Here is a 12,304-nt window from a genome sequence, read left to right as displayed (position 1 = left end):
GCGCCGGGTGCTCCGTGCTCCTCAGAACGCGACGGCCGGGCGGCGGCAGAGCGGATCGAGGGCGGCCCGCACCTCGCGGATGTCGGCGCCGACCGCGGTGGCCAGCACGCCCGGCCCGGCCATCGGCATCACCGCGGCGTTCGGGCCGGCCACGCCCGTATCCGGAAGGCCGGCCACGCCCGTATCCGGAAGGCCGGCCACGCCCGTATCCGGAAGGCCGGCCACGCCCGCTCCCGGAAGGCCTGCCATGCCCGTATTCGGAAGGCCGGCCATGCCCGTATTCGGAAGGCCGGGACCGGCGGCCACCAGCGTGCCCACCGCGCGGCCGCCGCCGAGCACGGCGGCGCCGTCCCAGCCGGGAGCGCCCGGCCCGACCGCGAGTTCGTGCCGGTGGAGGGTGACTCCGGCGTACCGGATCGTGGTGTCCGCCCGGACCGCGCCGGACGGCTCGCCGTGCCGCCCGCAGACCAGGTCGTCACGCCAGAGCAGGGTGCCGCCGGCGGCGACCTCGACCCGGGTCACCGCGACGTGGTCGCACCCGGCCGCCGCGATCAGCGGCTCCGGCAGCCAGCGCAGCGTGGCCCCGGCCGCGACCCTCGCGGTGATCGTCAGCCGGGACGGCGGCCCGGGCCGGCCGGGGAGGGCGAGCGATGCCGCCACGCTGAACATCTCCAGCGTGGCGCCCGGACCCACCTCGATGTCCAGCCGCAGATCGTCGCCGCGCAGCGGCCCGGCCGCGCCGCCGACCAGGTGCACCGTCGCGCCGCCGGCGCTTCGTGGCCCGGTGCGGCGCGGCAGCAGCGGCGACTCACCCCGCAGCACGGCCAGCCGCGTCCCGCCCCGCCCGTCGGTCTCCGCCACGACGGCCGCGCTCGCCCGCATGAAGCGGCCCGCCCCAGCCCGGCCGGCCCCGGGTGGGTGCGGGTGGCGGAGCCCCGGTTCGGCGAGGTCAGGCACCGGCGACGGCGGTTCGGGTCGCCACCAGGGCACGGATCCAGTCGGCCACCGGGGTGGCCCGCCGGTCCTCGGCCAGGGACAGGAAGACCGTCGGCAGGTCGTGACGGCGCGCCCTCGCGTCGCGGTCCATCACCGACAGATCCGCGCCGACCAGCGGCGCCAGGTCGGTCTTGTTGATGACCAGCAGATCGGCGGTGGTGACACCGGGGCCGCCCTTGCGCGGGACCTTGTCGCCGCCGGCCACGTCGACCACGAAGATCTGCCGGTCGATCAGGCCCTTGCTGAACGTCGCGGTCAGGTTGTCGCCACCGCTCTCCACCAGCACCAGGTCCAGCGGCCCGAGCGCCGCCTCCAGGTCCTCGACCGCGTCCAGGTTGGCCGAGATGTCGTCGCGGATGGCGGTGTGCGGGCAGCAGCCGGTCTCCACGGCCCGGATCCGCTCGGCCGGGAGCACGCCGTTGCGGAGCAGGAAGTCGGCGTCCTCGGTGGTGTAGATGTCGTTGGTCACGACGGCCAGCCGCAACTCCTCGCCGAGGGCCCGGCACAGCGCCGCGACCAGGGCGGTCTTGCCCGACCCGACCGGCCCGCCGATGCCGACGCGCAGCGCGCGGGCGCCGGTGTGCAGTGGCTCGTGCGGGTCCACGCCGGGTTCCGGGTGGGTGTGGGGGGCCTCGCCGGGGCCGTGTTCGTGCTGATGAGGCAGTTCAGGATGCAAAGAGACGCACCTCCCAGGTGGCGTGGTGCTCGGCGCCGATGTCGAGCAGGGGAGCGCCCGCGGCCGGCAGGTCGTCGACCGGGTCGCCGTGCCGTCGCGCGGCGAGCGCCGCGATCCGGTCACATTCGGGGGCGAGCCGCGCCAGGAGCGCGTGCACCGCGTACGGATCAAGACCGAGAAGCCGGACCGCCGCGCCGGCCGAGCCGGAGATCGTGCCGTGCGCCGCCGCGACCGCCGCCTCGACGGGCGTCAGCCCGGCAGCCGAGGCCAGCGCGCCGAGCGCGACCGGCTGATGGGGTTCCCGCGACGGCAGCGAGGCCAGCCGCCACATCGCCCGCCCGGCCCGTAGCAGCGCGCGCCCCTGCGCCCGGGAGGCCCTGCGCAGCGCGGGCGAGGGAGTCCGGGCATCGAGCCCGGCGTCCAGTTCGGCGGCCCGCCCCACGTCCCCGCAGGCCGCGGCCGCGAACGCCGCCGACACGAGCCCACCGGTGGCGAGCCTCCCGCGCAGAAACCCGTCGAGTTCCCGGATGTCACGCACCCGCCCGGCGGCGATCTGCGGCTCCAGCCCGCCGGAATGCGCGTGCCCACCGGAGGGCAGCCGCCCATCCGCGAGCAGCACCAACGTGGCCAGACTCATGTCGCGCCCCACCACCGGCCCACCGGGCGTGACTCCGCCATCAGAACAGGAAGTAGCGCTGGGCCATGGGCAGTTCGGCGACGGGGTCCGGCTCGATGACGGCGCCGTCGATGCGTACCTCGAAGGTGTCCGCCGACACCTCGATCCGCGGCATCGCGTCGTTGAGCGGCATGTCCGCCTTGCCCACCGAACGGGTGTCGGCGACCGGCACCAGCGCCCGTTTGACGCCGATCCGGTCGGACAGCAGCGCGTCGATGGCGGCCGGGGCGACGAACGCCAGGGACGTCTGGGCCGGGACCACGCCGTACGCGCCGAACATCGGCCGGGGCAGCATCGGCTGCGGGGTCGGGATGGAGGCGTTCGCGTCGCCCATCTGCGCGTACGCGATCATGCCGCCTTTGAGGACGAGCGCCGGGCGTACCCCGAAGAAGGCCGGATCCCAGAGGACCAGATCGGCCAGCTTGCCCGGCTCGATCGAGCCGATCTGCGCGGCCATGCCGTGCGCCACCGCCGGGCAGATCGTATATTTCGCGATATAGCGTTTCGCGCGGTTGTTGTCCGCGGCCCCGTCGCCCGGCAGGGCTCCGGTGCGCGCCTTCATCACGTGCGCGGTCTGCCAGGTACGCGTGACGACCTCACCCACCCGCCCCATGGCCTGCGAGTCCGACCCGATCATCGAGATCGCCCCGAGATCGTGCAGGTAGTCCTCGGCGGCCATGGTGGACGGCCGGATCCGGCTCTCGGCGAAGGCCAGATCCTCCGGTACGGCCGAGTTGAGGTGGTGGCAGACCATCAGCATGTCGAGGTGCTCGCTGAGGGTGTTGCGGGTGTACGGCCGGGTCGGGTTGGTCGACGACGGCAGCACGTTGGGGTGCGCGGCCACCGTGATGATGTCCGGCGCGTGCCCGCCGCCCGCGCCCTCGGTGTGATAGGCGTGAATGGACCGTCCGGCGATGGCCCGCAGCGTCTCCTCGACGAAGCCGGCCTCGTTCAGCGTGTCGGTGTGGATCGCCACCTGGACGCCGGACGCGTCGGCCACGCCCAGACAGGCGTCGATCGCGGCCGGGGTGGTGCCCCAGTCCTCGTGGAGTTTGAAGCCGCCGGCCCCGCCGCGCAGCTGTTCCCACATCGACTCGGTGGACGTCGTGTTGCCCTTGCCGAGCAGCAGCACGTTGACCGGCCAGGTGTCGAGGGACTCCAGCATCCGGGCCAGGTGCCAGGCGTTCGGGGTGACCGTGGTGGCCTTGGTGCCCTCGGCCGGGCCGGTGCCGCCGCCGATGATCGTGGTGATGCCGGCCGCCAGCGCGGTGTCCAGGATCGTCGGGCTGATCAGGTGCACGTGGCTGTCGATCGCCCCGGCCGTGAGGATCTTGCCGTTCCCGGCGATGATCTCGGTGCCCGCGCCGATGACCAGCCCGGGGTGCACACCGTCCATGGTGTCCGGGTTGCCGGCCTTGCCGACGGCGACGATCCGGCCGTCGCGGATGCCGACGTCGGCCTTGACGATGCCCCAGTGGTCGAGCACCACGACGCCGGTGATGACGGTGTCCGGGGTGCCCTCGGCGCGGGTGGCGCGGGACTGGCCCATCGACTCGCGGATCACCTTGCCGCCGCCGAAGACGACCTCGTCGCCGGGACCGGGCCCGGCGCTGCGGTCCTCCTCGATCTCGATCAGCAGGTTGGTGTCGGCGAGCCGGATCCGGTCGCCGGCGGTGGGTCCGTACAGGGCGGCGTACCGGTCGCGCTCCAGAAAGGTCACCGCGGGCTCCCGTTGTGCTCGCCGTCGCCTTCGTCCTCGTCGAGGGAACCGGCCGGCTCGATGTCGGTGGGGTCGGGCCCGGGGACGGCCGGCGCCCGGTCGAGCGGTCCGCCGGCGAGGCCGCGCAGGCCGGGCACGATGCGCTCGCCGGCCAGCGCCACCAGGGTCACGTCGCGGGGGATGCCGGGCTCGAACCGGACTGAGGTGCCGGCCGGGACGGCCAGCCGGTGCCCCCAGGCGGCGGCGCGGTCGAACTCCAGGGCCGCGTTGGACTCGGCGAAGTGGAAGTGCGAGCCGACCTGGACCGGCCGGTCGCCGGTGTTGCGGACGGTCAGGGTCACCGTGGGACGGCCGGCGTTGATCTCGATGGCGCCCTCGCCGTACAGGACCTCGCCGGGGATCACGAGATCGGCCCGTGCACGGTGACGAGCTTGGTGCCGTCCGGGAAGGTGGCCTCCACCTGCACCTCGGCCAGCATCTCGGGCACCCCGTCGAGGACGTCGTCACGGGTGAGCACGCGGCGCCCGGCGTCCATCAGCTCGGCCACGGTCCGCCCGTCGCGGGCGCCTTCCAGCAGGAACGCGGTGATGATCGCGGTGGCCTCCGGATAGTTGAGCCGCAGGCCCCGCTCGCGGCGCCGCCGGGCGACGTCGGCCGCGACGTGGATGAGCAGGCGTTCCTGCTCGTGCTGGCTGAGGAACAAAGGGAACCTCCTGTTAGCGCTCCGGAATGCTCGCAGGTGGAAGTTTCGGACGTGTGAACCTATGAGGATCAAAACACGGAACGGCCACGCCTTCCGTGCTTCCGCACGGTGGCGTGGCCGTTTCCGTTCGTTTCCCGGACTACTTCGGCAGGCGTGCTCCCAGCAGCGGGGCCAGCATGGCCGAGTACCGGGTGGTGATGTGGTCGTCGTCGCGCCACACCAGGAGGTTGCCGACCACGGTGGGGCAGTCCTCGGCGGTGCAGAACCAGGCGGTCGGGTCGATCACCTGGACGCCGCCGGCCTTCGCGGCCTGGTCGACCAGCTGCTGCCGGGCGGGGATCTGGACCGCGTCGCCGGCCGGGGCGACACACCGGGAGATCTTGCGGGAGTGCTCGGCGAGGCACTCCGGCGCGTTGTGCCCGGGCCACGGCGTGTCCCGGATCTGCACCAGCTTCGTCCTGGGCGCCTTGATCGTACGGAAGGTGGCCGCCCACCCGTCCGCCCAGCGCTGGTCGGCGCCGGACGTCACCCGGTGGCCGTTCTCGTCCAGCAGCGGGTTGCCGTCGTTGCCGCTCGACGAGATCACCACGAGGTACGGCCGGGCCTTGCCGATCTCGGCGAGCACCTTCTCGCGCCAGGCCGGGCATTCGGTGTAGGCACGCTTGAGGGCGGTGCTGAAGGTGTTCACCGAGGCGGCGTGGCAGGCGCTCTTGGTACGGACCATCAGCTTCCAGCCGCGTTCCTTCGCGATCGCGTCGACCGCCGGGAACCAGTGCGCGGCGTGCGAGTCGCCGAGCAGGTAGACGGTCCGCTTGCCGGCCGGGTCGCCGAACACGCAGGGCCCGGGCACCACCGTCTCCAGGTATTCCAGGTGGCAGTTGGTGCTGTAGTACGACGGTTTGTCCTTGCGCGCGTTCTGCACCCGCGGGGTGGTGTTGGCCGGCAGCTTCCCGGTGCCGACCGAGGCCGCGATGATCCGGCTCAGCTCGCTCTCCGGGTCGGCGGCGGCCGACACCACCCGGGTGGTGTCGATCGCCGGGTCGCCCTTGGCCAGCTGCGGCGGCTTCATGGCGCCGACCTGCGCGACCAGTGCGGCCAGCGAGGACAGGGCCAGGCCGACGGCCAGGCCGCGACGGGACCGGGCCTTCACCCATGCCTGGTTGCGGGCCGGGTTCTCCACCAGGTGGTAGGAGCCGATCGCCAGCACCAGGGAACCGGCCGCCAGCCCGAGGTTGAGCGGGATGGTCGGTTCGACGTCCAGCATGTGCGGAACGATCATGAGGACCGGCCAGTGCCACAGGTACCAGCTGTAGGAATACTTGCCGATCTGCTGGAACGGCCAGGTGCCGAGCACGGTCACGGCGCCGCCGCGGGGCGCCGCGCAGCCACCGGCGATGATCGCCGCGGCGCCGAGCACCGGCAGGGCGGCGGCCGAGCCGGGGAACGGGGTCTCCTCGGTGTAGAGGAACGCCGACACCAGCACGGCGGCCAGTCCGGCCCAGGTCAGGGTGGCGGCCAGGGCGCGGGGGAGTCCGGCGAGCCGGGCCGCGCCGACCGCGACCAGCGCGCCCACGGCCAGCTCCCAGGCGCGGGTGTGCGCTCCGAAGTAGGCCCACGGGGCGGAGGACGCGGTCTGCGTGATGCTCACCGTGAGTGAGGCGGCGACCACCAGGACGAGGGTGACGATCACCGGCGTACGCCGTTTGCCCCACACCAGCGCGAAGATCAGCAGGAGCAGCGGCCAGACCAGGTAGAACTGCTCCTCCACGGCCAGCGACCAGAAGTGCTGGAGCGGGGAGGGCTCGGCGTCGGCGTTGAGGTACTGCACGCCCTCGTTCGCGAGCCGCCAGTTGATCCCGTAGAAGGTCGCGTAGATGGCGTCGGCGGCGATCGACTTGAACCGGGTGGCCGGCATCCACAGCCAGCTCGCCGTCACGGTGACCAGCAGCACCACTGTGGAGGCGGGCAGCAGCCGGGTGGCGCGCCGGGCGTAGAAGGTGGCCAGCGAGATCCGGCCGGTCCGGGTGAGTTCCTTGAGCAGCAGCGTGGTGATCAGGAAGCCGGAGATCACGAAGAACACGTCGACGCCGACATAGCCGCCGGCCAGGCCGGAGAGGCCCGCGTGCGACAGGACGACCAGGGTGACCGCGATCGCCCGCATTCCCTCGATGTCCGGTCGGAAACCTAGGTGTGAGCGTGTGGGCGCTCCCGGAGAGGATTCCGGGCGGGCGCTGTGGAGTTGTGTGTCGTACGAAACCGACATGTCCTACCTAAGCCTGCTGAAGGGCGACGGCACCCGCCGGGTAATCGGTCGCCGATCGTACCCGTCACGACATGGGTGATCCACAGCTGGTTCATCACGCTTTCATGGCGAGGAAACCTCACACGCGCGCGGCGACCCCGTCGATCAACAGATCCACGGCCAGGGCGAACCCGGTGTCGTCCGCCTCGCCGACCCCGATGAGCCGGCCCATGGTGCCGTTGACCTCGGTGTGCAGCAGTCCGCCGACGAGCACCGCGAGCACCGCGCCGGTCCGCTCGACCTCACTCTCCAGGAGTCCCGCGGAGCGCAGGACGGCGCAGAGCGAGCGCCACATCGGGCCGTCGCTCTGGATGAAGTCGTCGGAGGCGAAGGCGTGCCGGATCAGGTTGCGGTGGGCCAGGCTGAGCGCCCGGAACTCGTACGCCAGGCGGCGCAGCTGCTCCTGCCAGGTGCCCTCGGCGACCATGATGTGCCGGGCGCCCTCGGTCACCAGCCGGGTCACGCCGTCCAGGAGGGCGGCCTTGTTGTGCACGTGGTGGTAGAGCGACATCGGATTGACGCCCAGGTCGCCCGCCAGGCGGCGCATGCTCAGTGCCCCCACGCCCTCGGCGTCGATGATCCTGAGCGCGCGCAGGAGGATCACGTCCTTCGTTAGACGTGGATCACTCTGCCTTCCGTTTCCAGCCATACGCCGTATGGTAGCGCCATACACCGTATGGCTGAGGAGGACCCCACGTGACCGCCCCGATTCCCACCCCGCGCGGACTGCCGATCGTCGGCAATGGACTGCAGGTCCCGGTGGAGGGCACACATCGGTTCTTCGCCGAGCTGGCCGCACAGCATCCCGGCGGGCTCTTCAAGCTCAACCTGGCCGGCCGCCACGTCGTCTTCGTCTACGACCCCGACCTGGTCGCCGAGGTCTGTGACGAGAGCCGCTTCTACAAGCCGATCGACCCGCCGCTCGCGCACGTCCGCGACTTCGCCGGTGACGGCCTGTTCACCGCCCGTGAGGGCGAGGAGGTGTGGGGCCAGGCGCACCGCATCCTGCTGCCCGCGTTCAGTCAGCGGTCCATGAAGGCGTACTTCCCGCAGATGCTGGAGATCGCCGAGAACCTGACGACCGCGTGGGCCGGCCGCAACGAGGTCGACGTCACCGACGACATGACCCGGCTCGCCCTCGACACCATCACGCTCGCCGGGTTCGGGCAGCGGTTCCGCTCCTTCGAGCAGCCGGAGCTGCACCCGTTCCTCCAGGCCATGGGCAGCGCGCTGACCGAGGCGATGAACCGGACCCGCCAGCTCCCGATGGTCACCGGCCTGAAGAAGAAGGCCGATGCGCTCTACCGGTCGGACATCTCCGTCATGCAGGAGACGGTCGACGAGGTGATCCGCGTCCGCCGGGCCTCCGGCGAGAAGCTGAACGACCTGCTCGGCCTGATGCTCGAGGCGTCCGACCCGGTCACCGGCGGGCGGCTGTCCGACGAGAACATCCGCAACCAGGTGCTCACCTTCCTGATCGCCGGGCACGAGACCACCAGCGGCACCCTCTCCTTCGCGCTGCACCACCTGATGCGCAACCCGCACGTGCTGGCCCAGGCCTACGCCGAGGTCGACCGGATCCTGCCCGGCGACACCGTGCCCACCTACGAGCTGATCATGAAGCTCGACGTGATCCCGCGGATCCTCGACGAGACGCTGCGCCTGCACTCGCCGATCACCGCGATCGGCCTGGCCGCCCGGGAGGCGACCACGCTGGGCGGGCGCTACGCCATCGAGGCGAACCAGAAGATCGCGGTGGTGCTCAAGCCGCTGCACACCCACCCGGCGGCCTGGAGCGACCCGGAGACCTTCGACATCGACCGGTGGCTGCCGGAGCACAAGGCGTCGCACCACCCGCACGCGTACAAGCCGTTCGGCAACGGCGAGCGGGCCTGCATCGGCCGCCAGTTCGCCCTCACCGAGGCCCGGCTCGCGCTCGCCATGATCCTGCAACGGTTCGCGCTCTCCGACCCGCAGGGCCACGAGCTGACCATCAAGCAGACCCTCACCATCAAGCCCGAGGACTTCCGGCTCCGGCTGCGCCGGCGCCACGAGCACGAGCGCATCGCCACCTCCGCGCCGTCGGCCGCCGCCGTCACCGACGAGGTCGAGGTTCAGGCCTCGGGGGTACGGATGCGCGTCGCCTACGGGTCCAACCTGGGCACCTCCGAGGACCTCGCCCAGCAGATCGCCGACCGGGCCCGGCGCTCCGGGTTCGAGGTGACCGTGCAGACCCTCGACGAGCTGGCCGCCGACCTGCCCGGCGAGGGGCTGCTGACCGTCGTCACGTCCAGCTACAACGGCAAGGCGCCGGACAATGCGCAGGCCTTCGACGACCTCGACATCCCGGCCGGGGCGCTCGACGGCGTCCGGTTCGCGGTCCTCGGCAACGGCAACACGCAATGGGCCACCTACCAGGCGTACCCGAAACGGGTTTTCGAGAAGCTCGCGGCGGCCGGCGCGGAACCGGTCGTCGAACGCGGCGAGACCGACGCCTCCGGCGACTTCGACGGCATGGCCACCACCTGGCTGGAAGGGCTGTGGACGGCGCTCGCCGCCGCCTACGGGACCGCGACGGCCGCCAGCACCGGGCCGCGCTACTCGGTCGAGGTCCTCGGCGAGGACCAGATCCGGCCCGCCGTGGTGTCCGGGCAGGCCCACCCCGTCATGATCATGTCGGTGGAGGAGCTGGTCGGCGACCCCACCGGGCTGTGGGACTTCACCCGGGAGGCGCCCCGGCCGGGCGTCAAGGCGATCACCGTCCAGCTGCCCGAAGGGGTCGAGTACACCGCCGGCGACCACCTGGCCGTCTACGCCAAGAACGACCCGGAACTCGTCGACTGGGCGCTGCACACGCTCCGGGTGTCCCGCGACCTGGTGATCCGTCTCGGCCAGGACGGCGAGCGGCCCAGCGGACTGCCGATCGGGATCCCGGTCACCGCCGGCCTGCTGCTCACCGACTTCGTGGAACTCCAGGAACCGGCCACCCGCGGCCAGATCGGGGTCCTCGCCGAGCACACCCCGTGCCCGTGGACCACCCGGCAGCTGGCCCTCTGGACCGCCGACACCCCCGAGGCGCGCCAGGCGTACGCCGACGAGATCCTCGCGAAGCGGGTGTCGGTGCTCTCCCTGCTGGAGCGGTTCCCCGCGGTCGAGCTGCCGTTCGGGGTGTTCCTCGAGCTCGTCGGCACGATCCGGCCGCGGTTCTACTCCATCTCCTCGTCGCCCGCCGTCGACCCGTCACTCGTGACGATCACCGTCGGCCTGGTGGACGGCCCGTCCCGCACCGGCAACGGCCGGTACCGGGGCATGTGCTCCCAATACCTGGCCCGCCTGTCGCCCGGCGACGTGTTCTACGGCCACGTCCGGGTGCCGGCGCCGCCCTTCCGGCTGCCCGCCGACCCGGCCACGCCGATGATCCTGATCGGTCCGGGCACCGGCTTCGCCCCGCTGCGCGGCTTCCTCCAGGAACGGGCGCTGCAGCCCGGCCGCGGTCCCGCCAAGCTGTTCTACGGCTGCCGGCACCCGGAGCACGACTGGCTGTACCGCGAGGAGATGGAGCAGTGGGCCGCCGACGGGGTGGCCGACCTGCACCTGGCCTTCTCAGCGGTGCCGGACCACCCGCACCGGTTCGTCCAGGAGGCCCTCGCCGAACAGGGCGACGCCGTGTGGGAGCTGCTGGAACGCGGCGGCCACATCTACCTGTGCGGCGACGGGGCCCGGATGGCGCCGGCGGTCCGCGACGAGCTCTACGCCATCTTCCGCCGCCACACCGGCGCGACGGCCGAACAGGCGGAGTCGTGGCTCAGCTCCCTGGAAGCGGCGGGCCGCTACCAGCAGGACGTCTTCGCCTAGCCGGATTCCGTGGCGCCGGGCCGGTCCGGGCCGGCGCCACGGATCGTCTTCGGTCGCCGTACCGTCGCCGGGTCTTGACCTTGATCTTCGGTCTCAGCCCGCGTCAGCGGACGGGCCGGCCGGAGGAGGGCTCGCCGGGGCGTCCGGCGACACGCTCGTCGACGGGACGGGCGAGACACTGCCGTCGGCGGACGGGCTGGTGGCCGACGGGCGCGGAGAACGCGTGCGGGTCGCGGGCGGAGGCTTGCGGCCGGTGGAGGCCGACGGCGACGGGGTGACGGACACGCTCGGAAGCCCGTCCGGGCTCGGTGAACCGGCCGGGGTGGGCGAGGGCGTCGCGCGGCCGGCCGGCAACCAGCCGAACCATTGGGCCGCGGCGAGCGCGAACATCGAGACGGCGAGCACCGTCAGCGCGACCGTGAGGACCGGCAGCCAGCGTGCGGGCCCCGCCGGGATCGCCGGGCTCTCGTCGACGGGTGTCCGGACGGACGGCCGGCGCGGGATCGGGGTGGTGACCGGCTCGGTGGCCAGAAGCGCCGCACGGACCGCCGCCTCGCCACCGGCCGCGTTCGTCGCCGCGGCGGCCATCGCGGCGGCGGACGGGGCCCGGGCGCCGGGATCCTTCGCGAGGGCCTGCTCGACCAGCTCGCGGACCGGCGCCGGGATGGCCGGCGGCAGCGGCGGCGGCTCCTCCGAGACGTGACGCAGCGCGATCGTGACGGCGTCGTCGCCGGTGAACGGGGGAGCCCCGGTCAGGCAGTGGTAGGCGACGGCGCCCAGCGCGTACAGGTCGGCGGCCGGGCCGACCACCTGCTTGGACACCTGCTCGGGGGCGATGTAGCAGGCCGTACCCACCACGTTGCGGGCGCCGGTCAGCGTCTGCGACGTCGCCGACCGGGCCACCCCGAAGTCGACCAGCACCACGTTGCCGTCCGGCTCGACGATCAGGTTGCCCGGCGTGACGTCCCGGTGCACGATGCCCGCCCGGTGCGCGGCGTGCAGGGCCCGGCCCGCCTGAGCGACCACCGCCATGGTCTCGGCGGGCGACAGCCGGCCGCGCTCGGTCAGCCGCTGATCCAGGGACTGGCCGTCGATGCGGGCCATCACCAGGAACGCGCCCTCGGCGGTGCTGCCGTAGTCGTACACCGCGGCGACACCCGGATGCCGCAGCGCGGCCATCGCCCGCGCCTCGTGCTCGAAGCGCCGCCGGAAACTCGCCTCCCCGGCCGTACCGGCCAGCAGCATCTTCACCGCGACCGGACGGCCCAGGACGGTGTCGGTGGCCCGCCAGACCTCGCCCATGCCCCCGGCGGCGATCCGGTCCTCCAACCGGTATCGCCCGCCGAGCGAATCTCCCGGTCCGGGCATGGACTCAT

The 12,304-nt window shown here is 72.7% G+C and carries 10 protein-coding genes; 1 reads left to right on the top strand and 9 read right to left on the bottom strand.

Features of this window, described 5'->3' with window-relative positions; all coding sequences use genetic code 11:
• Positions 1-21: 21 nt before the first annotated feature.
• The 8 genes from J5X75_RS45595 to J5X75_RS26545 all read right to left on the bottom strand — a co-directional run bounded on the left by J5X75_RS45595 (position 22) and on the right by J5X75_RS26545 (position 7,677).
• The gene (locus tag J5X75_RS45595) at positions 22-882 is read right to left on the bottom strand and encodes an urease accessory protein UreD (RefSeq protein ID WP_208470224.1); all 861 of its coding nucleotides are present in this window, start codon (positions 880-882) and stop codon (positions 22-24) included.
• Between the two features lie 67 nt (positions 883-949).
• A complete protein-coding gene (ureG, locus tag J5X75_RS26575) occupies positions 950-1,672 on the bottom strand; it encodes an urease accessory protein UreG (RefSeq protein WP_208470223.1) in 723 nt (240 codons plus the stop codon).
• On the bottom strand, positions 1,662-2,309 hold the full coding sequence (locus J5X75_RS26570; protein ID WP_208470222.1) for an urease accessory protein UreF: 648 nt from the start codon (positions 2,307-2,309) through the stop codon (positions 1,662-1,664). The genes ureG and J5X75_RS26570 overlap by 11 nt, the downstream gene beginning before the upstream one ends.
• 40 nt (positions 2,310-2,349) lie before the next feature.
• Positions 2,350-4,068 carry an urease subunit alpha gene (locus J5X75_RS26565; protein WP_208470221.1) on the bottom strand — a complete coding sequence of 573 codons (1,719 nt, stop codon included), beginning with the start codon at positions 4,066-4,068 and terminating at the stop codon, positions 2,350-2,352.
• On the bottom strand, positions 4,065-4,472 hold the full coding sequence (locus J5X75_RS26560) for an urease subunit beta (RefSeq protein ID WP_208470220.1): 408 nt from the start codon (positions 4,470-4,472) through the stop codon (positions 4,065-4,067). The genes J5X75_RS26565 and J5X75_RS26560 overlap by 4 nt, the downstream gene beginning before the upstream one ends.
• Positions 4,469-4,771, bottom strand: a complete 303-nt coding sequence (locus J5X75_RS26555) for an urease subunit gamma (RefSeq protein WP_208470219.1) — start codon at positions 4,769-4,771, stop codon at positions 4,469-4,471. The genes J5X75_RS26560 and J5X75_RS26555 overlap by 4 nt, the downstream gene beginning before the upstream one ends.
• A gap of 139 nt (positions 4,772-4,910) precedes the next feature.
• On the bottom strand, positions 4,911-6,932 hold the full coding sequence (locus J5X75_RS26550; RefSeq protein WP_208470218.1) for an acyltransferase family protein: 2,022 nt from the start codon (positions 6,930-6,932) through the stop codon (positions 4,911-4,913).
• A 220-nt stretch (positions 6,933-7,152) separates the two neighbouring features.
• Positions 7,153-7,677: a TetR/AcrR family transcriptional regulator C-terminal domain-containing protein gene (locus J5X75_RS26545; protein ID WP_208470217.1), complete on the bottom strand. Its 525-nt coding sequence runs from the start codon at positions 7,675-7,677 to the stop codon at positions 7,153-7,155.
• 92 nt (positions 7,678-7,769) lie between these two features.
• On the opposite strand from J5X75_RS26545, the gene J5X75_RS46090 reads away from it, so the two are divergent.
• The gene (locus J5X75_RS46090; protein WP_208470216.1) at positions 7,770-10,928 is read left to right on the top strand and encodes a bifunctional cytochrome P450/NADPH--P450 reductase; all 3,159 of its coding nucleotides are present in this window, start codon (positions 7,770-7,772) and stop codon (positions 10,926-10,928) included.
• Positions 10,929-11,021: 93 nt separating this feature from the next.
• Here the strand turns inward: J5X75_RS46090 and J5X75_RS26535 are convergent, their stop codons facing one another.
• Positions 11,022-12,296 (bottom strand): serine/threonine-protein kinase, encoded by a 1,275-nt coding sequence (locus J5X75_RS26535; RefSeq protein ID WP_208470215.1) that lies wholly within the window; start codon positions 12,294-12,296, stop codon positions 11,022-11,024.
• Positions 12,297-12,304 lie beyond the last annotated feature (8 nt).

This window comes from Actinoplanes flavus, assembly GCF_017592555.1.
GTDB classification, from domain to species: domain Bacteria; phylum Actinomycetota; class Actinomycetes; order Mycobacteriales; family Micromonosporaceae; genus Actinoplanes; species Actinoplanes flavus.
The sequence above is the reverse complement of the archived record's forward strand: the minus strand, read 5'-3'. Positions and strand labels throughout refer to the sequence as shown.

Coding starts and splice junctions, on each gene's coding strand:
- J5X75_RS26570 (WP_208470222.1), bottom strand. CDS start 2,309: ATGAGTCTGGCCACGTTGGTGCTGCTCGCGGATGGGCGGCTGCCCTCC.
- J5X75_RS26535 (WP_208470215.1), bottom strand. CDS start 12,296: ATGCCCGGACCGGGAGATTCGCTCGGCGGGCGATACCGGTTGGAGGAC.
- J5X75_RS45595 (WP_208470224.1), bottom strand. CDS start 882: ATGCGGGCGAGCGCGGCCGTCGTGGCGGAGACCGACGGGCGGGGCGGG.
- J5X75_RS26550 (WP_208470218.1), bottom strand. CDS start 6,932: ATGCGGGCGATCGCGGTCACCCTGGTCGTCCTGTCGCACGCGGGCCTC.